Below are 24,153 nucleotides of genomic sequence, written 5' to 3'. Positions count from 1 at the left end.
ACGGTTCGGTCCGCCTCACCGCGGTGCCGCGACCAGCCGCAGTTCCTCCTCGGCGAAGCCGACGAGCCGCCGGACGCTGCTGAACGGGCTGACCCGTTGCGACACCGCCTTCTCGGAGGCGAGTGCCACCTCCACGTCGAACTCGTCCTCGAGCTTCTCCTCGACGAGCGCGAGAAAACCGACCAGGTGCATGGACTCGAACACCCCTGAGTCACCGCCGTAGAGCCGCAGGTCGAGCACATTGTCGGTCGGTATCTTTTCCTCCCGCGTTTCGTTCAGCTCCTCGATTGCGGAAACAATGATCTGCAGGATGCGATCGTCCACCGTGCTCTCCTCTTACCGGTTCTCCAGGCGCGTCGAATTGCGCCGGATTCACGATCTCGTCTGGAGGCCCTCCGCCGCACGGGCTGTCCCGATTGGGGGGCCGGCCGCCGGATGGGTGCGGCACCGCGTCGGGTGCCTGCCGGTTTCGGACGCTAGCAGCGGATATCGGCCTTCGGAAGCGACTCCGGCGACTTTTGCGGAGGTTGAACGCACCACCGGTGTGCGAGTGCGGCACTGCCGCAGTCGCACGTGTCCGCGCGGCGCTCAACACCACTTGTCACCGTTCGGGGCGCTCGACAAACTCGGCGGCAGGAAATCCACTGCGATATTCGACAGCGAGAGAGGTGTGCCATGGGCAGTCAGGCCGATCCCGATGCCGAAGGCGGAGGGCTGACCGAAATCGCCGGTCTGCCCGCGTTCGACCGGACTGATTCCGCTGAAAGCGCGGTGATTTCCAGGTTGGTTGGAAATTGGCACCGGCGCGCGGCGGTGAAGCGCGCGGAACCGGACGTCCACGCGTTGTTCGACCCCGACCGCCCGGACTTCCGGGTGGACATGGTGCCGTTCAGCGCCCACCCGGTGTGGGAGCGGTGGTCCGACGCGCAACGGTCGCGCATGACCAGCTGGGGCTGGATCGCCTACAACCGCAACACGGTCCTCATCGAGCAGGGCATCGCGAACCCGGGCTTCCAGCTCGTCGCGTCCGGTGAGTACCCCGGCGCCGGCGGCCAGGAGCTCGAGCTCGCCATCGCGCAGGCGATGGTCGACGAGCAGTACCACACGCTCATGCACATGAACGGCAGTGCGACCACCCGCCGGATGCGCCGCTACGAGTTCTCCGACCGCGTTCTGCCGGACTCGCTGATCACCACCATCCACGACGAGCACGTGGACCGCTGCGCGGAACGCTGGGAGCGCAGCCTCACCACGCTCGCGTTCGCGACCGTCGCGGAGATCTCCATCAACGCCTACCTGGACCTGCTCGCGAACGACGAGGACATCCAGGTCGTCAACTCCACCACCGTGCGCCTGCACAACCGGGACGAGTACTGCCACGCCTCGATCTCCGGGGAGATCCTCAAGCAGGTCCACGACGTCCTGCCCGCGCACCAGAAGCGGTTCGTGCTGGACAAGGTGGTCGCGGGCCTCGCCGCGTTCGTGGCCCCCGACTTCACCACCTGGGAGACCATCGCGGACTTCGAGGGGCTGCCCGGCTGGGAGAAGGCCGCCGCCGAGATCCGCGAGGAGCAGGGCGGCACGCACCTGGTGCAGGACCACTCCGGTGTGCACGCGCTGCTGTCCGAGATGGACGTCCTGGACCAGGTGGAGTTCGCGTGGGGCACGACCGCGGCGAAGCGGGGCTGACCGCGGTGGCCACGACACCGGTCCTGCGCGAGGACGCGGTCGCCGTCCGCGACCTGTTCAGCTTCCTGCGCGACCTCGGCCTCGACTGCGACGTCAACCCGTGCGCGGCCGCGTTGGGCGTGCTCGCCACCGACCCGCGCGACACGGAGGACTTCCTGCGGGAGCTGGGTGTCACCGCCGCGCTGGGCAACCTCATCGGCGTTCCCGAGCACGAGGTCAAAGCCACCTGCGTCGTCCACGACACCCGCGTGACGGGCAGCCCGGACGACCTGGCCGAGGTGACCACCGCCTACCACAACACCCGGCCGCTGGGCCTGGACGAAGCCGTCCACGTCGCCTTCTGGCCCCACGACGACGGCCGGCACCTGGTGTTCGCGAAGTTCAACCACATGGTCGTCGACCTCGCCGACGTCGTGGTGTTGCTCGGACAGCTGCGCGCACACCTGCGCGGTGAGCCGGTGAAGCGGCCGGGGTCGCGCTACCGGGACCACTCGGGAATGCTCGCCCGCTTCGCCGCGCTGCCGGCCGCCGACCCGGAGGTGGTGCAGCGGGAGCTCGGAGCGCTGCCGACACCCGGCAGGCCCGGTGTGCCCACGATCTCCGGCAGCTCCGAGCGCTGGCTGCCCCTGCGCCCCGGCCTCTCGTTCGACGACCTGCTGGCCGCGGTGACCGCCACCGTGCTGCGGGTGGTCGGCGGAGGACTCGTGCTGCAGTACCCGTTCTCCCGCTGGGACTTCGCCCGCAGGGGCGGCTACTTCGTGGAGATCCGGCCGCTGGTCGTGCACCGGGAACGCGCAGGCGAGTACACGCCGGAGCACTTCGCCGCCACCAGGGCGCGGCTGGAGGGGCTGGGCCGTTACACGATGTCCGACCTGACCGCGTTCGCCACCGCGTTCAGCCGGGGCCGGATGCCGCGGATCGTCGTCTCGGACACCACCTTCATGCGTCCAGAGCCGCGCGACTGGGACTGGGTGCGGGTGCGCAGCGACCGCGTCTTCGAGGACCTGAAGTTCCTCGCCGACCGCTCCTTCCCCGGACCGCCGCTGATGAAGCTGCAGTACAAGAGCCGGTTCATCGGCGAGGACACCGTCGCGGTCGTCCTCTCCGAACTCGAACAGCGAATTGGAGCCCTCCGTGCGACTGCCTGACCTGCTGAGCGGTGCGTTCGCGCGCCACGCCGACCGGGTGGCGTTGCGCTGTGCCGGTCGCGAGTGGACCTACTCGGAGCTGGACCGGATCACCGGCGCACTGGCCGCGCGGATCGGCCGCGAGTGCCCGCCCGGCCGCCGGGTGCTGGTGGTGGGCGAGCACTCCGCCGAGTCCGTGCTGTGGGCGCTCGCGGCACTGCGCAGCCACGCCGTGCACACCCCGGCCAACCCCGCGCTGCCCACGGCGAGGTTCGTGGAGTCGGCGCGCGTCGCCGACCCCGGTCTCGCCGTCTGCTTCGACGACGACTCGCTGGCGAAAGCCGCCGCGGCGGGCGTGCCCGCCCTCGACACCCGCACCGTGCCGCTCACCGCCTCGGCGGCCGGCGTGCCGGACGCCGGTGACCGCGCGGTCGCCTACTCGATCTTCACCTCCGGTTCGACCGGCACGCCCAAGCTCGTCGACGTGGGGCACGGCGGCCTGCTGAACCTCTGCCGGTCGCTGACCCGCCTGCTGGACATCGGTCCCGGGCAGGAGGTCGTGCAGTTCGCCTCGCTGTCCTTCGACGCTTCGATCACCGAGATCGTCGTGCCGCTGCACGCGGGTGCGACCGTCGTCGTGCCCGCCCGCGGCGTGCAGTCGTGGCTCGGCGCGCTGTCGCAGCACCTGGCGGAGCACGGCGGTGACCTGATCATGGTGCCGCCGTCGGTGTACGCCCGGCTCGGCGAACGGGCTCAGCGCAACGTCCGCAAGGTGCAGTTCGCGGGTGAGGCGCTGGGCAAGGCGGAGTTCGACACGGCCGCGCGCCACAGCCGCGTGTTCAACGCCTACGGCCCGACCGAGGGAACCGTGTGCTTCTCGGTCGCCGAGCTGACCGAGTTCGCCACTACGATCGGCACGCCCATCGACGGGTTCTCCGCACTGGTGCGCGACCTCGACACCGGCCGGTTGACCGAGTCGGGCATCGGCGAGCTCGTGATCGTCGGTGACGGGGTGGCGCTGGGCTACGTGGGCGGGGACCCGCGCGAGCGGGAGAGGTTCGGCGAGGTGCGCGGCAGCCGCGCCTACCGGACCGGCGACCGGGTCGCGCTGGACCGGGGTGGCCTGACCTACATGGGCCGCGTCGACGAACAGGTCAAACGGCTGGGGCACCGGGTCAACCTGGCGCACGTGGAGTTCGCGCTGAGCGCGCACCTCGGCGTGCAGGTCGCCATGGTGCAGCTGGACGACGAGCTCGTGCTCGCCACGACGGAGGCGCCGGACGGCGAGGACGCGCTGATGGTCCGGCTGCGGCAGCTGCTCCCGGCCTGGGAGGTGCCGGACCGGGTCGCCGTCGTTCCCGAGTTCCCGTTGGCGACCAGCGGGAAGCTGGACAAGAACGCGCTGGGTGAGCTGCTGGCCGAACCCACGACCGCGCCCGGCGGCGCCCGCGGTGAGGAACTGGGCCAGGTGCTCGACGTGGTCGCCGCGGTGCTGGGCCAGGAGGTCGGCGCGGACGTGTCGATCTTCGACGCGGGCGGCAGCTCGCTCGCGATGATGCGCATCCAGGTCAAGCTGGCCGAGCTGTTCGGCCAGCAGGCGGTGGAGGCGGCGTTCGAGGCCATGGAGTACGACTTCGTGGCCGCGGACTTCCTGCGGCACGTGCGCGGCGAGGAGGTCGTGCGCGACCTCTCCCCGGCGGAGCTGGCCTTCCGGCAGGCGGAGACCGAGCTCGCGGCCCTGCGCGCGGAGCTGCCCGAGCTGCGGCGCGGCGCGCCCACCGGTCCGGGCCCGGTGCTGCTGACCGGTGCGTCCGGGTTCATCGGCGGGCACGTGCTGGAACGGTTGCTCGACGACGGTCACCGCGTGCTGGTGGTCAGCACCAGCAGCGCGCAGCGGCTCAAGGCGGGCCACGCCGCCAGGTTCGGCCGGTCGGAGGCCGGGCTCGGTGCCGTGGAGGTCATCGGCTACCCGGAGCTGGAACGCCACCTGGCGCAGGGCACCGGGCCGGCGGTCGAGGCGGTCGTGCACTGCGGTTACGACGTCAACCACCTGCTGCCGCTGGACCGGCACATGTCCGGCAGCGTGCGCACCACCGCTCTCGTCGTGCGCGCCGCCGCCGCGTGGGGCGCTCAGTCGTTCGCGTTCCTCTCGGCGGCGTCCGCGGGAGAGCGGTTCGGCACCTTGTCCGCCCAGGCGCTCACGGCGGTGGGCGAGCCGTACTCGCGTTCCAAGCTCATCTGCGAGTCCTATGTGGACGCGCTGGCCGCCGTCGGGTGCGCGGGCGCCAGCTATCGGGCAGGTCTGGTCTACGGCCACGGCGAGACGGACAGGGCGTTCCTGCGGGACGACTGGTTCTCGTCCCTGCTCGACCTCTCGGTCCGCCTGCGCGCCCTGCCCCGGCTCGACGGGTACGTGCCCGTCTGCGACGTCGGTCTGCTGGTCGACGCGCTGCTGGCCGGCGTGCAGGGCGCACCTGCGCGCTCCCAGGTCGTCGTGCACCGCACCTACGGCCTGGCGGACCTGCTGGCGGTCACCGGGCTGACCGAGTCCGACGTCGTCGACGTCGGCGGCTGGTTCGACCTGGCCAGGGCCGGCGGAGCGGCAGACCCGAGGGTGCTCGCCGCGACGCAGTCGGCACTGGGAGGACGGGGCTGGCGGGAGGCACGCCACGAGACCGACCGCGACGTGCTCGCGGACCTGCTGGCCCTGCTGCCGGGCACGTCCGTCGTGAGCGCCTGACCCCCGACGCACGAACGGAGCCCCGAAATGCGCTACTACCTGCGTGACGACGTCGCGGTCGAACCGGTGGTCGCCGGCTGGTACGGCTGGTCGTACCTGCTGCCGCCGCAGACGCTGGCCCGCTTCCTCCGCAACAGGTTCACCCCGATCATGGAGTCCTATTCGGACTCCCCCGAGGTGCACGCCGCCGCGGTGCGCCAGCCCCGCATGCACGGCGGCCCGTGGGTCCACGCCCACGAGCACTACGACACCATCGTCAGCTGGTGGCGTGACACGGCACCACGACGGGCGAAGCTGGACGAGCTGTTCGAGGCGATCCGGCAGCTGGAGGACGAGATCCTGCCCCGCTACACCGGCCAGTGCCTCGACCCGGTCTACCGGGAGCTGCCCCCGGCGCTGGCCGGCCGGGTCGAGGTGTTCTACGGCCGGGACAACCACAGCCCGGACTACCGGTTCATCGAACCGCTGATGTACGCCTCGGAGTACTACGACAAGAGCCTGCAGCAGGTGCGGTTCTCCTTCGTCACCGAGGACGCCAGGGAGTTCGCGCTCACCACGCCGATGCTGGAGTACACCCCGCAGCAGCTGCTGGTCGACGTGCCGCTGGACTCGCCGCTGCTCGACCAGGTGTTCCGCGGCGGCCTCGACGACGCGGGCCTGCACGAGCTCACCGTGAACCTCGGCCTCTCCGGGGAGCGGGCCCAGCGCTTCGCCGGGTACTTCACCCTCGCGCAGGTGCCGGAACCACGGGACGAGCGGTCCCTGCCGGACGTGCTCGACTACGCGGGCCACGCCTGCGTGTTCATCCGCCACGAGGGCGGCACGTTCCTCATCGACCCGGTGCTGAGCCACACCGGGTACGAGGGTGAGACCGAGGGCAGGTTCACCTACGCCGACCTGCCCGACCGCATCGACCACGTGCTGATCACGCACAACCACCAGGACCACATGCTGTTCGAGACGCTGCTGCGCATCCGCCACCGCGTCGGCACGGTGCTGGTCCCCCGCTCCACCAACGCGAGCCTGGTGGACCCCGGGCTCGCCGGAATCCTGCGCAGGCTCGGGTTCACCGACGTGGTCGAGGTCGACGACCTGGAGGCCCGCCCGTGCGGCACCGCGACCGCGATCGCGTTGCCGTTCCTGGGCGAGCACGGGGACCTGCGCATCCGCAGCAAGACCGGCTGGTTGCTGCGGCTGGGCGACCGGCAGGTGCTCTTCGCCGCCGACTCGACCAACGTCTCCCCCGCCACCTACGCCGAGGTCGTCGCGCTCGTCGGCCGGGTGGACACGGTGTTCATCGGCATGGAGAGCATCGGTGCGGCCGCCAGCTGGATCTACGGCCCGCTGTACCCGAAGCCGTTGTCGCGGCGCGAGGACCAGAGCCGCAGGCTCAACGGTTCGGACTTCGAGCAGGCCAAGTCCATCGTGGACGCACTCGGTCCGAGCGAGGTCTACGTCTACGCCATGGGACTCGAACCGTGGCTCGGCACCGTCATGGCGATCGAGTACGACGAGGAGCACCCCGCCATCGTCGACAGCGATCTGCTGGTCAAGTACGTGGTCAACCAGGGCAACGCCGCCGAGCGCCTGCACATGCGCAGGACCCTGACCCGGTAGCGCGTTCCCGCCCGAGACAAGGCGCAGCGCATGCGAACTCTTCTGATCGACAACTACGACTCGTTCACCTACAACCTCTTCCAGTACATCGGTGAGGTCGCCGGCCGCCCGCCCGTGGTGGTCCGCAACGACGCGGAGTGGTCCGACATCGACCTCTCCGAGTTCGACGCCATCGTGGTCTCCCCCGGTCCCGGTCGTCCCGGACGGCTGAAGGACTTCGGCATCAGCGCCCGCGCGGTGCTCGACAGCGACCTGCCGGTGCTCGGGGTGTGCCTGGGGCACCAGGGCATCGCGGAGCTGTTCGGCGCCACGGTCGCACTGGCGCCGGAACCGATGCACGGCCGCGTGTCCCAGGTCCGGCACACCGGCGAGGACCTCTTCGCCGGTCTGCCCTCGCCGTTCACCGCCGTGCGCTACCACTCCCTGGCCGTCACCGACCTGCCCGCCGAGCTCGACGCGACGGCGTGGACGGACGACGGGGTGATCATGGGGCTGCGGCACCGGCACCGGCCGCTGTGGGGGGTGCAGTTCCACCCCGAGTCCATCGGGAGCGAGTACGGCAGGGAGGTCCTGGCCAACTTCCGCAGGCTGGCCCTCGCCCACGAGCGGGCCGCCCACGAGGTCCTGGTGCGCCGCGTCGACGTGGCGCCGGACGGCGAGTCGGTGCGGGAGGCCTGCTTCGCCGGCGCGCGGTCGACGTTCTGGCTGGACAGCAGCGAGGTGATCGACGGGCTGTCCCGGTTCTCGTTCCTCGGTGACGACAGCGGTCCGCTGGCCGAGCACATCACCTACCGGGTCGCCGACCAGACCGTCACGGTGCGGGACGCGCACGGCCGCACGACCCGCGTCCGGCAACCGTTCTTCGACTACCTCCAGGAACAGCTGCACCGCAGGAGGGTGCCCGCTCCACCGGGACTGCCGTTCGAGTTCAACCTCGGCTACGTCGGCTACCTGGGCTACGAGCTGAAGGCCGAGACGATCGGGGAACCGGCCCACGTCTCGGCGCATCCGGACGCGGCACTGCTGTTCGCCGACCGCGCGGTGGTGCTCGACCACGCGGAGGGGTGCTGCTACCTGCTGGCACTCGCCGCGCCGGGTGCCACGGCGTGGCTCGACGACACCGAGGCGAGGGTGCTGGCGATCAAGCCGGCGACGGCCCGCGGGCGTGCGATCGCGCTGGCGGCACGGGACTGGGACTCCTTCGGCAAGGTCGCGATGCCGCGCCACGACAAGGACGCCTACCACGACCGCATCGAGGACTGCCTCGCCGAGATCCGGGCCGGGGAGTCGTACGAGATCTGCCTGACCAACATGATCACCGTGCCGTCCCGCGCACGGCCGGACCGGCTGTACTCGGCGCTGCGGGAGATCAGCCCGGTGCCCTACGGGGCGTTGCTGGAGTTCCCGGAGCTGGCGGTGCTCAGCGCCTCCCCTGAGCGGTTCCTGACCGTGGGCGCGGACGGCGGCGTCGAGTCGAAGCCGATCAAGGGCACCCGGCCGCGCGGTGGCTCCCCCGCGGAGGACGCCGCGCTGCGCGCCGACCTGCTCAGCCGGGAGAAGGACCGCGCGGAGAACCTGATGATCGTCGACCTGGTCCGCAACGACCTCAACGCGGTTTGCGCTGTCGGGTCGGTGCACGTGCCGCTGCTGTTCGACGTGGAGACCTACGCCCCGGTGCACCAGCTGGTGTCGACCGTCCGCGGCACGCTGCGGCCCGGTGCGACCGCGGTGGAGTGCGTGCGGGCGGCGTTCCCCGGCGGCTCGATGACCGGTGCGCCGAAGAAGCGCACCATGGAGATCATCGACCGGCTGGAGGACGGTCCGCGCGGCGTGTACTCCGGCGCGCTCGGCTGGTTCTCGCTCAGCGGAGCGGCCAACCTCAGCATCGTCATCCGCACCATGGTGCTCACGCCCGGGGTGGCGGAGTTCGGGGTGGGCGGCGCCATCGTGGCCCTGTCCGACCACGAGGAGGAGTTCACCGAGACCGTGGTCAAGGCGGGCGCGCTGCTCGCCGCGCTCGACCGGGCGGCGGGTGCCGCGCATTCGGCCGGCACGGTCGCGGGTGAGGTCGCGTGACGGCGCTGCGGCACGCGGTGGTGGCCGGGGGCGGAGGTGCGGTCGGCGCGCTGTTCGCCGCCCTTCTGAGGGACAGCGGCGTGACCGTCACCGCGGTGGACCTCGGCCCCGGCGACGGCGACGTCCTCCAGGGCGACATCACCGCACCGGACGCGGTGGTCGCCGCCGCCGTCGCCGCCGCGGACCTGGTGGTGCTCGCGGTGCCGGAGCCGGTGGCGCTGCGGGCGGTGAAACCGCTGGCCGGGCTGCTCGGACCGGGCGCGGTGCTCGCCGACACCCTGTCGGTGAAGTCGCGGCTGAGCGCCCGCCTCACCGACCTGCCCGGCGAGGTGCAGGTGGTGGGCCTCAACCCCATGTTCGCCCCCGACCTGGGCATGGCGGGCCGGCCGGTGGCCGCCGTGGTGGCACGCGGCGGACCGGGTGTCGACGCACTGCTCGACCTCGTGCGCCGGTGGGGCGGGCGGGTGGTGCGCTGCACGTCCGGCGAGCACGACGCCACGGCGGCCGCCACCCAGGCGCTGACCCACGCGACGGTGCTGTCCTTCGGGCTGGCGCTGGCCAGGCTGGGGGTGCCGGCGGATCGGCTGGCCGCCACGGCACCGCCACCGCACCTGACCCTGCTGGCCCTGCTCGCCCGCATCACGAGCGGCCGGCCCGAGGTCTACCTGGACGTCCAGGAGGCCAACCCGCACGCGGCGGGTGCCCGGCAGGCGCTCGCGGACGGCCTGCGCGCGTTCGCCGCCGCCGTGGAGGAGGGCGAGGCCGGTGTCGCGGCCGCCTTCGGTGAGATCCGTGCCCTGCTCGGCGACAGGTGCGCCGAGCACGAGCGGCGCGCGCACGACGTGTTCACGACCATGCACTGCCACGCTGAGGAGCTTCGATGACCGAACACGACGGCCTTGCGCAGTTGCGCGAGGAGCTGGACCGCCTGGACGCGGAGCTGCTCGACATCGTCCGCGGCCGGCTGGACTGCGGCCTGCGCATCGCGGCGTACAAGTCGGCCAACGAGGTCCCGATGATGCAGCCCCACCGGGTGCGGCTGGTGAAGGAACGCGCGGCCCGGTACGCCGCGGAGCACGGGATCGACCCCGGTTTCCTGGTGCGGCTCTACGAGCTGCTCATCCAGGAGATGTGCCGGGTCGAGGACGTCGCGATCGCCGCGGCCGCCGGGAGCGGCAGGTGACCGCCGCCGACCGGCTGGTCCCGGTCCTCGACTCCCCGGCCGCGCTCGTGCGGGCGGAGATGGCCGCACGCACCGCACGGCAGCAACCCGTCTGGCCGGACCAGGACGCCGTGGACGGGGTTGAAGCCGAGCTGGCCGGACTGCCCGGTCTCACGACCGAGGACGAGGTGGTCGACCTCGCCCTCGGCATGGCCCTGGTCGCCGAGGGCGCCGCGCTCGTGCTGCAGGGCGGTGACTGCGCGGAGCGGTTCCACGAGGCCGTGCCCGAACTGGTGCGGCGCAAGGTCGACCACCTGCAGGGGCTCGCCGCGATGATGCGGGCGGGCAGCGGGCTCGCGGGCGTGGCGGTGGGCAGGCTGGCGGGGCAGTACGGCAAACCCCGGTCCTCACCGTTCGAACCCGACCCGTTCGAGACCGGGCTGATGGCCAGCTACTGCGGTGACGCCGTGAACGACCCGGAACCGGACCCGTTGCTGCGGGTACCCGACCCGCGCCGGCTGCGCACCGCCTACGACTGCTCGCAGGTCGTGCTGCGCGAGGTGCGGCGGGCCTGGTGGGGAAAGCCGTTGGAGGAACGCGTCTACACCGCGCACGAGATGCTGCTGATGCCCTACGAGCGGCCATTGGTGCGTGACGGCGTACGTGGTGCGTACAGCGCGGGTACGCACTTCGGCTGGATCGGCGAGCGCACGAGGGAGATCGGGGGCGCCCACCTGGCGCTCGCGGCAGGGGTGCGGAACCCGCTGGGGGTCAAGATCGGTCCCACCGCGACACCGGACGACGTCGTGGCGCTGACCCGGCACCTCAACCCGGACGGTGTTCCCGGCCGGTTGAGCCTGATCCTGCGCTACGGAGCGGAGCAGGTCGACGAGCTGCTGCCCGCCGTGGTCGCGGCGGTCGCCAGGAGGGGCACGCCGGTGGTGTGGCTGTGCGATCCCATGCACGGCAACGGGCTCAAGCTGCGCGGGGTCAAGACCCGGCTGATGGCGGCGATGCGGGCAGAGGTGACGTCGTTCGTGCGGGTCGTCACCGGGTACGGACTCCGCCCCGCCGGGTTGCACCTCGAACTGACGCCGGACCCGGTGACCGAGTGCGTGTCCGGAACGGACGACGAACCGTCCTTCCCGGACTACCGGTCGACCTGCGACCCGCGGCTCAACCCGGAGCAGTCGGTGGCGCTGATCGCCCACTTCCTCGACCGGCTGGCCTGGACCGGGTGAACGCTCAGGGGGTCACCCGCGGGCGACCCCCTGAGCCGGGGATCACACCGCCTGCACCTCGGCGCGCTGCCCGGCGCCGGCCCTGGTGCGCGCGGCCAGCAGCCCGGCACCGCCGACCAGCAGGGCCGCGACCACCAGTGCGGCGCTGACCAGCAGCGGAGAGCGGAAGCCCGCGCCCGCGCTGATGGCCGCACCTCCCAGCACGGGTCCCACCGCGGCGCCCACGTTGAGCGCCGCGGTGGCGAAACCACCGGCGAGGGTCGGAGCGCCGGCGGCGGAGTAGAGGGCCTGGGAGATCAGCGTCGAGCCGACCGCGAACGAGAGCGTGCCCTGGATGAACATGAACACGAGCGCCACGACCGGGTTGCCCGCCGTGGCCGCGAACACGAGCCAGCCTGCGAGCAGCGCGACGGCGCCGACCGACAGCAGGCCCGTCGGGTTGCTGTCGGCGAACTTGCCGCCGAGCGTGACACCGGCGAACGAGCCGAGGCCGAACAACAGCAACGCGAGCGGCACCCAGCTCGGCGACATGCCCGCGACGTCGGTGACGACCGGGGCGAGGTACGTGAACGAGCAGAAGGTCGCGCCGTTCACGAGAGCGCCCAGCACCAGCACGATGATCAGGCGTGGCGTGCGCAGCGCACGCAGCTCGTGCAGTGCGCTCGGGGCGTTGGGATCGGGCGCGGTGCCCGGAACCGACCGCAGGATGGCGAACACCGGCGGCACGGACAGCACCGCGACCGCCCAGAACGCGGAACGCCAGCCCCACAGCTCACCCATGTACGCGCCCGCGGGCACGCCCGCGATGCACGCGATGGTCACGCCGCTGACCAGGACCGCGGTCGCCTTGCCCTTGGTCTTGTCGTCGACCATCGAGGCCGCGGCGGCGATGCCCACGGCGAGGAAGCCGGCGTTGGCGAGGGCGGCGACGACCCTGGTGACGAGCAGGACCGAGAAGCTGTCGGTGAGTGCGCCGACGACGTGCATCAGCAGGAAGACGACGAGGAACGCCAGCAACGAGGTGCGGCGCGGCCAGCGCAGGCTCAGCATCGCCACCACGGGCGCGCCGACGATCATGCCGACGGCGAAGGCGGAGATCAGCGAACCCGAGGCGGGGATCGACACGCCCAGCTCGACGGCGATGTCGGGCACGAGCCCGGACAGCATGAACTCGGACATCCCCATGGCGAAGACCGCCAAAGCGAGGACGTACACGGCAAGAGGCATTTCAGAACTCCTGGAACCGCAAGAGAAGAGGTGTCAGCCGGCGGTGCGCGGTGCGCGCACGGCAGCGCCCCGGAACGAATCCGGGGTGTGGGTGATCTCGATGCGGTGGCTGGGACCGGAAAGCCCGGACAAGGGCGAGGTCCACGTGCGTCAGCGCCGGAAGAGCGCGACAGCGACGAACGCCACCGGAGAGGTCCGGTGGCTACCTACTGGAAGCCTCTGGGCTGGACACGCCGGTCAACATACCAACGCCGTTCCCGCGTTGTCCAACCGCTTCCACCCGAACGACCGACGACCGATCCCGGAGTGACTCCCCCATGACCCCACTGAACACGCTCCTGTTCCTGTTCGCGCTGGCGGTGGTCCTGGTGGCCGCCCAGCTGCTGGGCGCGCTGGCCAAGCGGCTCGGGCAGCCCGCCGTGGTCGGCGAGATCGTCGCGGGTGTGCTGCTCGGCCCGACGCTGTTCAGCGGCGCCGTTCCCGCCGCGCTCTTCCCCGCGGACGTCCGGCCCGGCCTGACCGCGCTGGCCAGCGTCGGCGTCGCGGTGTTCATGTTCGTCATCGGGCTGGAGCTCGACCAGAAGCTGTTGCGCGGCAAGGGTGGTGCCGCCACCGGCGTGGCCGTGGGGGCCATCGCGCTGCCGTTCGGCCTGGGATGCCTGCTGGCACTGCACCTGGCCGGCGACCACGAGCACCGGGGACCGCCCCTGGCGTTCGTCCTCTTCTTCGGCGCGGCGATGTCCATCACCGCGTTCCCGGTGCTGGCGCGCATCCTGGTGGAGCGCGGCCTGCACCGCACGAACGTGGGAGGGCTGGCCATCGCGGCCGCGGCGATCGGTGACGTGGTGGCGTGGTGCCTGCTGGCCGCGACGCTGACCTTCGCCGCGGGCCGGAGCGCCTGGCAGACCGTGCTCGTCGTGCCGTACGTCCTGGTCATGCTGTTCGTCGTGCGTCCGGTGCTGGCACGGCTGGCGGCCGCGCACCAGCGCACCGGCCGGGCCCTGCCCGCGGGTGCGCTCGCCGGTGTCGTGGTGTTCGCGGTGGTGTCCGGCGGGGTGACCGAGTGGCTGGGGCTGCACTTCATCTTCGGGGCGTTCTTCGCGGGCGCGGTCGTCCCGCGTGCCGGAACGGAAAGGCTGCGCGAGGAGGTCATCGGCCGGGTGGACCCGCTGGGCTCGGTGCTGCTGCCGGTGTACTTCGCGGTGGCGGGCCTGGGGGTCGACCTGTCCACAGTGGACCTGAATGGCGCCGGTGAGCTAGCGCTGATCCTGCTGGTCGCGATCGCCGGCAAGTTCTTCGGCGCCTATCTCGGCGCCCGCGCGTGCGGCCAGGACGTCCGGCACGCCCGCACGCTCGCCGTCCTGATGAACACCCGCGGCCTCACCGAGCTGATCATCCTGGGCGTCGGCCTGGAGACCGGGCTGCTGGACGCCTCGCTGTACTCGCTGATGGTCGTCATGGCGGTGGTGACCACGGCGATGACCGGCCCGCTGCTGAGCCTGGTCCACCCGCGCACGCGCGTCAGCCCTCCGGACCGCTTCCTGCCGGCGACGAAGTCCTGACCCACCAGGAGAACTCACCGTGACCAGTTCCTTTTCCCTCTTGGACTCCCCGCTCCCACCCCTGGCCGTCGGCACGATGTACTTCGGCACCCGCGTGCCCGCCGCACAAGCGCATGTTCTGCTGGACCACGCGATCGAGCTCGGCGCATCCTTTGTGGACACGGCGAACAACTACGCGTTCTGGCACCCCGGCGCCACCGGCGACGAGTCGGAGAACTGCATCGGCGACTGGCTGGTGAGCCGACGGCGCAGGGACCGCGTCACGCTGGCCACGAAGGCCGGTGCCCGTCCGTCCCACCCCGGCGGCGACCTGTCCACCGCGCTCGGGCTGAGCGCACCGGCGGTCACGGCGCAGGTCGAGGCGAGCCTGCGGCGGCTGCGCACCGACCACGTCGACCTCGTGTACGCCCATGTCGACGACCGCTCGGTCGCACTGGAGGAGACGGTCGGGGCACTGCAGGACCTGGTCGCGCGGGGTCTCACCCGGGCCATCGCCTGCAGCAACACGTCCGCCGCCCGCCTGTCGGCGGCACTGGCACTACCGGGACCGCGCTACGCGGCGGTGCAGAACCGCTTCACCTACCTCCAGCCCGATCCCGGCCACGACCCGGCCCCGCACGTGCTGCTGGACGACGAGGTGCTCGCGGCCGCGAGCGCGGGCCGCGTCCTCCCCGTGGCGCACTCCGTACTGCTCGGCGGCGCGTACACCCGCCAGGACCGCCCCCTCCCGGCCCCCTACCTCCGGCCGGGCACCGCGGCCGCGTTGTCCGTGCTGGACGACGTCGCGGCGGAGCACGACCTCGACGCCGGGCAGGCGGTGCTCGCCTGGATGGTTCGCCGTCCGGCCGCCGTCCTGCCGATCGTCGGCTGTTCCACGCCCGCTCAGCTGGAATCGGCGTGGCGAGCGGTGCACACGCCGTTGTCCGACCGCGCGGTCGAGGCCCTGGAGGCCGGCCGGTCGTCGTGACCAGGGCGGTGGAGGCGGCCGGTCCTGTACTCCTTCTGCGACCGGAGGCGTCAGGACGGCGGCTCGATGCGGCCGGGAGGGCGCGGTAAATTGGGAGCGCTCCCAGAACGTGTCCTCCACACCCTGCTCGAGGAGCCGAACCATGTCGCGACGGCGTTGTCGCCGGTCCACCCTGCTGGCCGGCCTGCTCATCCTGGCCTCGTCCGCGTTCCCGTCACCCTCGTCGCCGGCGGCCGGCACCGCCGCAGCCGAGACGTACCGCACCCGCGCGGTGCCACTCACCCAGTTGACCGTGGTGTCCGAACGGGTGGCGTCCGGTCTGCGGCGTCCGATCGCGATCACCGGGCTGCCGGACGGGCGGATGCTGATCGCCGAGAAGGACGGCACCGTCCGCGCCTACCACCCGGACACCGGCCTGGCGGCCGAGCCGGTGCTCGACCTGACCGCCCGCATCGACACGTCGGACAACGAGCGCGGCCTCCTGGGCATCACTCCCGCGCCGGACTTCGCGCGGACCGGGATTCTCTACGTGGCCTACACGAGCCTGCCGGCCGGCGCGCTCACCCTGGCCCGCGTGCCCCTCGGCGCCCCGGACCGGTTGCAGGTGCTGCTCACCCAGGCGCACGCCGAGTACGGCAACCACAACGGCGGACAGGTCGCCTTCGGCCGCGACGGGTACCTCTACTGGTCGACGGGCGACGGCGGCCACGCCGACGACCCGTTCAAGTCCGGTCAGGACCTCGGCACCCTCCTCGGCAAGATCGTGCGGATCGACGTCAACCGCACCTGCGGGGCGCAGCCCTACTGCGTGCCTCGCAACAACCCGTTCGTCGGCGTGCGCGGCGCGCGGCCGGAGATCTGGCTCTACGGGCTGCGCAACCCGTGGCGGTTCTCCGTCGACCCCGTGGACGGCTCGCTGTGGATCGGTGACGTCGGCCAGGGCCTGGTGGAGGAGGTCAACCACATCCGCCCGTGGCAGGGCGGGGCGAACCTCGGCTGGTCCTGCCGGGAAGGCACCCCGGTGTTCGACCAGGGGCAGTGCAAGCCGGGCGTCCGGTACACCGACCCGGTCTTCGAGTACGACCACTACAACGACAACTGCTCGGTGACCGGCGGCGTGGTGTACCGGGGTTCGCGGACCCCGCAGGCACGGGGGACCTACGTGGCGAGCGACTACTGCTCGACCCGCGTGTTCGCCGTGCGCCCCAGGTCCGACGGCGGCTACGACACCGCCACGATCGGCAACTTCCCCACCCAGCCGAGCGCGATCGGCACCGACGTGCACGGTGAGCTGTACGTGCTCAGCGACCTGCCGGGAGGGCTCAGCCGGGTCCGGTTCGAACTGGTCCAGCCGGATCAGCGCTGAAGCCCCGGCGTGGGTTGAGCACGCCGGGACGGTCCTGACGGACGCCCTGCCCGTTCGGATCCGGTCGGCCCGCTGACCCCCGTCGCGACCAGGGCCGGGGTCGCGGCGAGGGTCAGCAGGCCGAGCGCGGGGTACGCCCAGCCGAGCGCGGCCAGCGGCCAGGGCCGCGGGACCTCCCAGATCGACGGCTGCTGGTCGATCAGGAACGTGATGACGTCCGAGCCGGTCACGACGACCCACGCCCCGGCGAGCCACCAGGCCGCGCGGCCGGTGACGCCGTGCACGAGCCACAGCACCACCGGGATCGCCCACAGCCAGTGGTGGCTCCACGAGATCGGCGAGACCAGCAGGCCGAACAGCTGCACGGCGAGCACCGCGGCCAAGGTGTCCGACGCGCGCACGGCCGAGCGCAGCGCGAGACCGGTCAGCACCGCGGACGCGGCCACCGCGAGCAGCCACGGCCAGGACATCCCGACGTCGTGGCCGAGCGAGCGGGACAGGGCGCCGCGCAGCGACTGGTTGATCGCGGACCCCACCGGACCCACGCGGTCGGCCGCGCCGAGCAGCTCGAACCAGTAGCGCCACGAGTCCGCCGCGGACACGGCGAACCCGGCGGCCACGGTCAGCGCGAAGCCCGCGAACGACCAGGCCGCGGCCGCCCACCGGCGGGTGACCAGGAAGTACAGCCCGGAGATCGCGGGCGTCAGCTTGAGCCCGGCGCCGATCCCGACGCCCAGGCCGGCCACCGAGCTCTGCGCGGCGATCATCGCCGCGAACACGAAGGCCACCAGCACGAGGTTGATCTGCCCGAAGTCGAGGGTCTTGCGCACCGGCTCACACCACAGTGCGAGCCCCGTCCACAGCAGCGCGCGCCGCGGGTCGTGGGTGGTCTTCGCGGACAGCAGGCGCAGTGTCGTGCGCACGATCCACCACAGGCACAGCAGCGACAGCAGCTGCCAGACGACCCGTGCCGCGAGCCACGGCAGTGCCGACAGCGGCAGGAACACCACCGCCCCGAACGGCGGGTAGGTGAACGGCAGCGGGAAGTCCGCCGTGAACGGCATGGTGAGCGCGTACAGCCGGTCGGTCAGCACGTTCGGCGCGAGGCTCCAGTACACCCTGAGGTCGATCATCCCCCAGCTCGCGGGGAACGTCAGCCGCCAGGCGTAGCCCGCCAGCGACAGCCCGAGCACCAGCGGCGCGAACCGCAGCACCCGGGCCTCGACGACGCGGAACCGTTCACTCACCCGTACCTCCCACGACACAGCAGCCGGCCGCCGCGGTGACAGCCGGGCGCGGGTCCATGGTGTCGTGGGGCCCGCCTGTAGCACGAACCGGTGGTTTACCTGCGGTGGGAGAACCGCGTGACGTTTCACGGCCGAAGGTGTCCTAGGGAGTGACACGGACGAACAGGTGGGAGCAGCCATGAGCGTCGAGGCCGCCGCCGCACTCGACGATGCCACGCTGGTGGCGCGGTCCCGGGACGGCGACATGCGCGCCTACGAGCTGCTGGTGCGCCGCTACCAGGGGCAGATGTACCGGCTGGCGTTGCGGGTGGTGGGCAGCGCGGGTGATGCGGAGGACGTGGTGCAGGACGTGTTCCTCACCGCGTGGCGCAGGCTCGGGCAGCTCAAGGACGACGGCGCGTTCGTCGGCTGGCTCTACCGCACGGCCACCAACAGGTGTTTGAACGTGCTGCGGCAGCGCAGGCCGGTGGCCGACGTGGAACTCGACGAGCAGCCGTCGGCGGCGCCGCGGGAGCGGCCCGACCGGGCGGTGGAGGTGAGCGCGCAGATGGACGCGTTGGCCGTGGCGTTGCGCGGGCTGACTCCGGAACAGCGCGCGTGCTGGGTGCTGCGGGAGGTGCACGGGCGGTCGTACGACGAGATCGCCGAGGCCATCGGCACCACGCAGCAGGCGGTGCGCGGAAGGCTCGCGCGTGCGCGGGCACAACTGGCGGAGGTGATGGCGCCGTGGAGGTGACGGCGGACTACGCCCTGCCGTGCGGGCGGGACGTGGAGCAGGTCTGGGAGGCGATCGAGGTCGCCGACGAGCACACGCGCCGCTGCCCGCACTGCTCGGCGGTGCGGGAGAGCCTGCTGGTGCTGCGGGCGGCGACGGAGGAGATGGCGCGCGATCGCGTCGAGCCACCGTCCGACCTGGTCAGCAGGGTGATGTCGGCGGTGCGGGCGGACGCGCGGCGCGGTGAGGTGCTGCCGTTGCCGAGCGCGGGGGCCGACCCGGCGCGGATCAGCACCCAGGCCATCGCGGCGGTGCTGCGGTTCGCGGCGGACGGCGTCGACGGCGTGCGCGCCCGCGGGTGCCGCGTCCGCGAGGCGGTGGAGTCGAGCGAGTCCGACCCGGTGATCGAGGTGGAGCTCGGCATCGCGATCGTGGCCGGGCACACCTCCGCGCAGACGTTCGACGTGGTGCGGGAACGGGTGATCGCGGCGGCCACGGCGCGCATCGGCGTGCGGCTCGCGCGGCTGGACCTCGTCGTGTCCGACGTGCTCGAAGGGTGAGCGGGGTGCTCGAAGTTCTCGAAACGGTCGTGGCGGCACCGGTGGTGGCCGCGGTGGCGGTGCACGCGGCCGAACGCGTGCCGGGGGTGCGGGTGCAGCCGGGGGTGGCGGGGCTCGTCGGCTCCGTCGTCCGCAGTGCCCGCCAGCAGGTGAAGGGGCTCACCCCGGCGCCGGTCGAAGGCATCCGGGTGCGGTACGCGGACGCGGCGGTGCTGCTGGAGGTGGACGTGGTGATCTCGGGTGAGGACCAGGCCGCCGCGGTGGCGCGGGCGGTGCAGCGGTCGGTGCGCGCGGCGGTGCCGCGGCTCACCGGTGTCGAGGTCGCCTCAGTCCTGGTGACGGTGGTGGACGTCGCGTGCTGATCGCGGAGGAACTGCTCAAGGCGCTGCGCGAGGTCGACGGGCTGCGGCCGTCGACGCCGGTGCTGTCGGTGCGCGTGCCGTGGGACGTCGACGGGCTCGCGGTGGACGTGGCCGACGACCTGGTGTGCGTGCGGGTCGTGGCGACGCGGCTGCCGCTGCCCGCGCTGCTGGCCGAGGCGGGGGTCGTGCTGCGCGCGGTTCTCACCGGCACGCGGTGGGAGTCGGCGCGGCTGCGCCTCGTTGTGACCGATGTGGACGGAGACGCGCTCGCACCGGGTGGCCCCGATCACCCGATCAGGCCGTGACGATGTCCGGATGACGTTGTCGTACAAGGTGTCGACGGTGCTTCGGAGGAAGGAATGACGATGACCACGCAGACCTCGGAGAAGAACAGCACGGCGCTCGCCCCGGCCGGTAAGCTCTCCAGTGACCGGGGCTCGACCACCATCTCGGAAGTGGTGGTGCAGAAGGTCGCGGGCCTCGCGGCGCGGGAGATCAAGGGCGTGCACGCGCTCGGCGGCGGTGCCACGCGGGCGTTGAGCGCGCTGCGCGAGCGGATCCCGGGTGCCACGGCCAGCGCCGGCCAGGGCGTGTCCGTCGAGGTCGGCGAGCGGCAGGCCGCCGTGGACCTGGAGCTCGTCGTCGACTACGGCGTGCCGATCGCGGACCTCGCGAAGTCGGTGCGCGGCAACGTGATCGCCGCGATCGAGCAGATCACCGGCCTCGACGTGGTCGAGGTCAACATCAACGTCAACGACGTGCACATGCCGGCCGAGGACGACGGCACGGAGCCCGAGACCGGCACCGGCCGGGTCCAGTGAGCCAGGCCCGCCGCCTCTCCGTCGGGGGCGGGGCGGCGGGTTTCCCTTCGTGGCAAAGGAGAATGGCAGTGAGCACGACCGCACTGGGACTGCTGACGGGGCTGGCTCTGGGCCTCGCGGCGGCGTTCGGCGGCTTCAGCGCCTTCCTGCTCGTGCTGGTGTTCGGCGCGCTCGGCCTGGTCGCCGGCCGCGTGGCCGAGGGCAAGCTCGACCTGGCGCAGCTGCTCGGCAGGGACAGGGACTGAGCCGATGACGACCACGCTCGCCGCGCCGCAGCGCGGCCTCACGACGGTGGCCGAGCGCGCGGTCGGCCGGATCGCGACCCGTGCCGCGCACGAGGTGACCGGTGTCGCCGGTGCCACCGCCAGCGCGCACGTGACCGGTGGGGTGGCCGCGCTCGACGTGCGGCTCGACCTGCACTACCCCGCACCGGTGCCGGCGACGACCGCTGCCGTCCGCGCGCACCTGGCCGAACGGGTCGGGCTGCTCACCGGTCTGGCGGTGTCCGTCGTGGACGTGTCGGTGGCGGTGCTGCGGACGGCGGCCGAGGTGAGCGGGAGGGTGCGATGACCCGCCGGTCACGCCGGTCGCTGCCGGCGGTCCTGGTCGCGCTGGTGCTGCTCGCCGCGTGCGTGCTGGTCGCCGTGTGCGCGGTCCAGCTCGCGCTGGGCGAACCGCCGCTCGTGTCCTACCCGGCCGTGGCCGAGTACCTGAACGGGACGCGGTGGGACGCGCGGGAGGTGCTGGTCGCGGCTGCCGTGGCGGCCGTGGCCGGGTTGCTGCTGGTGCTGGCGGCGGTCGTGCCGGGACGGTCGCGGACGGCGCCGCTGGACGAGCGCACGTCGGTGTCGCGCCGGGGTCTGCGCAACGCGGTGCGGGCCGCCGCGCGGGTGGACGGCGTCGAGTCGGCGGCCGTCACGGTGGGGCGCAGCCGGGTGAAGGCCTCCGTGCACACCCGGCGCACCAACACCGAGGGCCTCGCCGACGTCGTGCGCGAGTCGGTGCGGCGCCGGCTGGCGGAGATCGAGCTCGCCCGCACACCGCGGGTCGTGGTGCGGGTCAAGGCTTCCAGGGGTGCGTCGTGAACCGTGTGCTGCTCTTCCTGTGCGGCCTGGTGCTGCTGGCCGCGGGCGGTGCCGCGGGTGCCGCGCACTTCGGCCGCTTCCCCGGCCTGTCCGCGCAGGCGCCGCTGGTGCCGGGCACGCAGCTGCCGCCGCCGTGGGTGCTCGTGGTGGTCGCCGCGGTGGCCGTCGTCCTCGGGTTGCTGTGCGCGCGGTGGCTGGTGGCGCAGGTGCCCCGCACGCCGGCGACGACGTGGCGCTGGTCCGGTGACGACGGGTCGACGCGGATGTCGACCGGGGTCGCGGTGGCGCCGCTGGCCGAGGAGATCAGCGGCTACCCCGGTGTGCGCAAGGTGGAGGCCGCGTTGACCGGTCCGCACACCGCGCCCCGGCTCGCCCTGGTGGTGCGCGCGCACGCCGACGCGGACCTGCGGGAGATCCGGCGCCGCATCGACTCCGAGGGCGTGCCGCGGCTGCGGGAGGCGCTGGAGTCGCCCGGTCTCACCGCGACCGTCGAGTTCCGCCTGGCCGGCTCGTCCGCCGCGGCGGCGCGGGTGTCCTGATCAGACCTGGTCGGCCAGCCGTTCGACGTCCGTGGTCTTCCCGGCGACGATGAGCACGTCGCCGGGCTGGACCACGGTCTCGGCGGTGGCGTAGGTGAAGCCCTCCCCTGCCCGTTTGACGCCGATGACGGTGACGTCGTACTTGGCCCGCAGCTTGCTCCTGCCCAGCGCCTGGCCGACCACGTCCTGCGGCGGCCGCAGCTTGACCATGGCGTAGTCGTCCTCGAACTCGATGAAGTCGAGCATCCGCCCGGTGACCATGTGCGCCACCCGCTCCCCCATCTCGTGCTCGGGCAGCACGACGTGGTGGACGCCGATGCGTTCGAGGATGCGGCGGTGCTCGTGGCTGATCGCCTTCGCCCAGATCGTGGGGATGCCGAAGTCCACGAGGACGGCAGCGGTGAGGATGCTGGTTTCGAGGTTCGTGCCGATGCCCACGACCGCGCGCCCGAACTCGTCAACCCCGAGCTGCCTCATGACCTCGGCGTCGGTGCTGTCGGCGACGACGGCGTGGGTGAGGTTGTCGGCGTGCCGCTGGATCAGCGCGGCGTCCGAGTCGACCGCCATGACCTCGACGCCCTGCGAGACGAGCTCGAGCGCGAGCGAGCTGCCGAACCGCCCCAGCCCGATCACGACGACGCGGGATGTCCTATCCGACAATGGGTCGCTCCTCGGGTAGCTCGTAGCGCCGCCGGCGTTCGCGCAACGCGAGCGCCGACACCAGTGTGATCGACCCGACCCGCCCGGCGAACATCAGCACGATGATCACCAGCTGCGCCACGGGCGGCAGCTCGGCCGTGATCCCGGTCGACATGCCCACCCCGCCGAACGCCGACGACGTCTCGAACAGCACGTCGTCGAGCCGGAACGAGGTGGTGGCGAGCAGGACCAGCGTCGCCGTGATCACGACGCCCACGCCCAGCAGCGCGACCGTGACGGCCTGGCGCTGGACCTCCGCGCTGATCCTGCGGCCCATGACGTGCACGCTCGGCTCGGCCCGCACCTCGGCCAGCAGCACGAACGCGAGCAGGGCGAACGTGGTGACCTTGATGCCGCCCGTCGTGCCCGCGCTGCCGCCGCCGATGAACATCAGCACGTCGTGCACCAGCATCGTGGCCGGCTGCAGCTGGGCGATGTCGATGGTGTTGAACCCCGCGGTGCCCGGCATGGCGCCGTGGAACAGGCCGATGAGCAGCTTGTCGGCGACGCCGTAGGGCCCGAGCGTGCCGGCCCTGCTCCACTCGACGAGCAGGACCACCGCCGTACCGGCCGCGATCAGTCCGAGGTAGACGGGAACGGTGATCTTGGTGTGCAGCGACCACCGGCGCCGCCGCCGGCCGCGCAGGACCTCGAACAGCACCGGGAACCCGAGCCCGCCGGTGACGGCGACCACCACGATCGTGAGGCAGATCCACGGGTCCGTCGCGAACCGCACGAGGTTGTCCGGGTAGAGCGCGAGCCCGACGCTGTTGAACGCCGACACCGAGTGGAACGCGCCCTCGTACGCGGCCCGCTGCGGCGACATGCCGTAGCCGAGCCAGAACCGCAGGCCGAGCACGACCGCGCCGATCGCCTCGACCACCAGGCTGATCGTGATCACACCCGCGATGACCCGGCGGACGTGGCCGAGGTTGAGCGTGTTCGTCTCGGTCTTCACCGTGAGCTGCATGTGCAGCCCCAGCCGGTGCGACACGAGCAACGCCAGCACCGAGGCCATGGTCATGATGCCGAAGCCGCCGACCTGGCACAGCACCAGCAGCGTGACCTCGCCGAACGTGGACCAGTGCGACTCCGTGTCGACCACGGCCAGGCCCGTGCCGGTGATGCCGGAGACCGCGGTGAACAGGGCGGTCAGCGGCGAGGTCGTGCGACCGGGCTCGGCGGCGACGGGGAGCAGGAACAGGACCGTCCCGACGGCGGTGGCGGCCAGGAAGGCGAGGACGACGAGGCGGGCGGGGTGCCGCCAGCCGGACATGACCGGGCCGGAGATCACCGGGTCAGCCTAGGCGGTGTCCCGGGGGTGCGGATCACGAGCGTCCCGGGTGGGTCA

The 24,153-nt window shown here is 72.3% G+C and carries 26 protein-coding genes; 20 read left to right on the top strand and 6 right to left on the bottom strand.

Going from position 1 to position 24,153, the window contains the following annotated elements; all coding sequences use genetic code 11:
* Positions 1–15: 15 nt before the first annotated feature.
* Both ACVDFE_RS17630 and ACVDFE_RS17625 read right to left on the bottom strand, forming a co-directional pair.
* The gene (locus ACVDFE_RS17630) at positions 16–324 is read right to left on the bottom strand and encodes a hypothetical protein (protein WP_360391850.1); all 309 of its coding nucleotides are present in this window, start codon (positions 322–324) and stop codon (positions 16–18) included.
* A 264-nt stretch (positions 325–588) separates the two neighbouring features.
* Positions 589–840, bottom strand: a complete 252-nt coding sequence (locus ACVDFE_RS17625; RefSeq protein ID WP_360391853.1) for a hypothetical protein — start codon at positions 838–840, stop codon at positions 589–591.
* Here ACVDFE_RS17625 and ACVDFE_RS17620 point away from each other — a divergent pair.
* Genes ACVDFE_RS17620 through ACVDFE_RS17585 form a run of 8 tightly spaced genes read left to right on the top strand, consistent with a single transcriptional unit; the run spans position 814 to position 11,652 of the window.
* Positions 814–1,689, top strand: coding sequence for an AurF N-oxygenase family protein (locus tag ACVDFE_RS17620; RefSeq protein ID WP_458431103.1), 876 nt, complete (start codon positions 814–816; stop codon positions 1,687–1,689). The genes ACVDFE_RS17625 and ACVDFE_RS17620 overlap by 27 nt on opposite strands.
* On the top strand, positions 1,659–2,837 hold the full coding sequence (locus ACVDFE_RS17615) for a hypothetical protein (RefSeq protein WP_458431102.1): 1,179 nt from the start codon (positions 1,659–1,661) through the stop codon (positions 2,835–2,837). The genes ACVDFE_RS17620 and ACVDFE_RS17615 overlap by 31 nt, the downstream gene beginning before the upstream one ends.
* Positions 2,824–5,556: an AMP-binding protein gene (locus tag ACVDFE_RS17610; RefSeq protein ID WP_458431101.1), complete on the top strand. Its 2,733-nt coding sequence runs from the start codon at positions 2,824–2,826 to the stop codon at positions 5,554–5,556. The genes ACVDFE_RS17615 and ACVDFE_RS17610 overlap by 14 nt, the downstream gene beginning before the upstream one ends.
* 27 nt (positions 5,557–5,583) lie before the next feature.
* Positions 5,584–7,173, top strand: a complete 1,590-nt coding sequence (locus ACVDFE_RS17605) for an MBL fold metallo-hydrolase (RefSeq protein ID WP_458431100.1) — start codon at positions 5,584–5,586, stop codon at positions 7,171–7,173.
* Between the two features lie 30 nt (positions 7,174–7,203).
* A complete protein-coding gene (gene pabB, locus ACVDFE_RS17600) occupies positions 7,204–9,249 on the top strand; it encodes an aminodeoxychorismate synthase component I (RefSeq protein WP_458431099.1) in 2,046 nt (681 codons plus the stop codon).
* The gene (locus ACVDFE_RS17595) at positions 9,246–10,133 is read left to right on the top strand and encodes a prephenate dehydrogenase/arogenate dehydrogenase family protein (protein ID WP_360391869.1); all 888 of its coding nucleotides are present in this window, start codon (positions 9,246–9,248) and stop codon (positions 10,131–10,133) included. The genes pabB and ACVDFE_RS17595 overlap by 4 nt, the downstream gene beginning before the upstream one ends.
* Positions 10,130–10,432, top strand: coding sequence for a chorismate mutase family protein (locus ACVDFE_RS17590; protein WP_360391872.1), 303 nt, complete (start codon positions 10,130–10,132; stop codon positions 10,430–10,432). Before ACVDFE_RS17595 ends, ACVDFE_RS17590 begins: the two co-directional genes overlap by 4 nt.
* Complete coding sequence (locus tag ACVDFE_RS17585) at positions 10,429–11,652, top strand: 3-deoxy-7-phosphoheptulonate synthase (protein WP_458431098.1); 1,224 nt, start codon at positions 10,429–10,431, stop codon at positions 11,650–11,652. The genes ACVDFE_RS17590 and ACVDFE_RS17585 overlap by 4 nt, the downstream gene beginning before the upstream one ends.
* Before the next feature lie 42 nt (positions 11,653–11,694).
* Here the strand turns inward: ACVDFE_RS17585 and ACVDFE_RS17580 are convergent, their stop codons facing one another.
* A complete protein-coding gene (locus ACVDFE_RS17580) occupies positions 11,695–12,879 on the bottom strand; it encodes a Cmx/CmrA family chloramphenicol efflux MFS transporter (protein WP_360391878.1) in 1,185 nt (394 codons plus the stop codon).
* Positions 12,880–13,196: 317 nt separating this feature from the next.
* On the opposite strand from ACVDFE_RS17580, the gene ACVDFE_RS17575 reads away from it, so the two are divergent.
* The 3 genes from ACVDFE_RS17575 to ACVDFE_RS17565 all read left to right on the top strand — a co-directional run bounded on the left by ACVDFE_RS17575 (position 13,197) and on the right by ACVDFE_RS17565 (position 16,774).
* The gene (locus ACVDFE_RS17575) at positions 13,197–14,441 is read left to right on the top strand and encodes a cation:proton antiporter (protein WP_458431097.1); all 1,245 of its coding nucleotides are present in this window, start codon (positions 13,197–13,199) and stop codon (positions 14,439–14,441) included.
* A gap of 40 nt (positions 14,442–14,481) precedes the next feature.
* Positions 14,482–15,408: an aldo/keto reductase gene (locus ACVDFE_RS17570; RefSeq protein WP_458431096.1), complete on the top strand. Its 927-nt coding sequence runs from the start codon at positions 14,482–14,484 to the stop codon at positions 15,406–15,408.
* A gap of 142 nt (positions 15,409–15,550) precedes the next feature.
* Positions 15,551–16,774: a PQQ-dependent sugar dehydrogenase gene (locus ACVDFE_RS17565; RefSeq protein ID WP_458431094.1), complete on the top strand. Its 1,224-nt coding sequence runs from the start codon at positions 15,551–15,553 to the stop codon at positions 16,772–16,774.
* On the opposite strand, the gene ACVDFE_RS17560 is transcribed toward ACVDFE_RS17565, so the two are convergent.
* A complete protein-coding gene (locus ACVDFE_RS17560; RefSeq protein ID WP_458431093.1) occupies positions 16,765–18,021 on the bottom strand; it encodes a mannosyltransferase in 1,257 nt (418 codons plus the stop codon). The two genes, ACVDFE_RS17565 and ACVDFE_RS17560, sit on opposite strands and share 10 nt — an antisense overlap.
* Before the next feature lie 178 nt (positions 18,022–18,199).
* Here ACVDFE_RS17560 and ACVDFE_RS17555 point away from each other — a divergent pair, with 178 nt between their 5' ends.
* The 9 genes from ACVDFE_RS17555 (at position 18,200) to ACVDFE_RS17515 (ending at position 22,103) form a co-directional block, all read left to right on the top strand.
* The gene (locus ACVDFE_RS17555; RefSeq protein ID WP_360391920.1) at positions 18,200–18,757 is read left to right on the top strand and encodes an RNA polymerase sigma factor; all 558 of its coding nucleotides are present in this window, start codon (positions 18,200–18,202) and stop codon (positions 18,755–18,757) included.
* Complete coding sequence (locus ACVDFE_RS17550) at positions 18,748–19,296, top strand: Asp23/Gls24 family envelope stress response protein (protein ID WP_360391922.1); 549 nt, start codon at positions 18,748–18,750, stop codon at positions 19,294–19,296. Before ACVDFE_RS17555 ends, ACVDFE_RS17550 begins: the two co-directional genes overlap by 10 nt.
* A gap of 5 nt (positions 19,297–19,301) precedes the next feature.
* The gene (locus ACVDFE_RS17545) at positions 19,302–19,658 is read left to right on the top strand and encodes an Asp23/Gls24 family envelope stress response protein (protein ID WP_458431092.1); all 357 of its coding nucleotides are present in this window, start codon (positions 19,302–19,304) and stop codon (positions 19,656–19,658) included.
* Positions 19,652–19,963 carry a hypothetical protein gene (locus ACVDFE_RS17540; RefSeq protein ID WP_458431091.1) on the top strand — a complete coding sequence of 104 codons (312 nt, stop codon included), beginning with the start codon at positions 19,652–19,654 and terminating at the stop codon, positions 19,961–19,963. Before ACVDFE_RS17545 ends, ACVDFE_RS17540 begins: the two co-directional genes overlap by 7 nt.
* A gap of 54 nt (positions 19,964–20,017) precedes the next feature.
* Positions 20,018–20,479, top strand: a complete 462-nt coding sequence (locus ACVDFE_RS17535) for an Asp23/Gls24 family envelope stress response protein (RefSeq protein ID WP_458431090.1) — start codon at positions 20,018–20,020, stop codon at positions 20,477–20,479.
* Between the two features lie 68 nt (positions 20,480–20,547).
* Positions 20,548–20,724 (top strand): hypothetical protein, encoded by a 177-nt coding sequence (locus tag ACVDFE_RS17530; protein ID WP_093600157.1) that lies wholly within the window; start codon positions 20,548–20,550, stop codon positions 20,722–20,724.
* 4 nt (positions 20,725–20,728) lie between these two features.
* Positions 20,729–21,049, top strand: coding sequence for an Asp23/Gls24 family envelope stress response protein (locus ACVDFE_RS17525; protein WP_458431089.1), 321 nt, complete (start codon positions 20,729–20,731; stop codon positions 21,047–21,049).
* Positions 21,046–21,564, top strand: a complete 519-nt coding sequence (locus ACVDFE_RS17520; RefSeq protein ID WP_360391936.1) for a DUF6286 domain-containing protein — start codon at positions 21,046–21,048, stop codon at positions 21,562–21,564. Before ACVDFE_RS17525 ends, ACVDFE_RS17520 begins: the two co-directional genes overlap by 4 nt.
* Positions 21,561–22,103, top strand: a complete 543-nt coding sequence (locus ACVDFE_RS17515) for an alkaline shock response membrane anchor protein AmaP (RefSeq protein ID WP_458431088.1) — start codon at positions 21,561–21,563, stop codon at positions 22,101–22,103. The genes ACVDFE_RS17520 and ACVDFE_RS17515 overlap by 4 nt, the downstream gene beginning before the upstream one ends.
* Here ACVDFE_RS17515 and ACVDFE_RS17510 read toward each other — a convergent pair whose 3' ends face one another.
* A complete protein-coding gene (locus ACVDFE_RS17510; RefSeq protein ID WP_458431087.1) occupies positions 22,104–22,763 on the bottom strand; it encodes a potassium channel family protein in 660 nt (219 codons plus the stop codon).
* Positions 22,753–24,096, bottom strand: coding sequence for a TrkH family potassium uptake protein (locus ACVDFE_RS17505; protein ID WP_458431085.1), 1,344 nt, complete (start codon positions 24,094–24,096; stop codon positions 22,753–22,755). The genes ACVDFE_RS17510 and ACVDFE_RS17505 overlap by 11 nt, the downstream gene beginning before the upstream one ends.
* Positions 24,097–24,153 lie beyond the last annotated feature (57 nt).

This window comes from Lentzea chajnantorensis, assembly GCF_054300775.1.
Note: the sequence above shows the minus strand (reverse complement) of the source record. Positions and strands in the feature narration are given on the sequence as shown.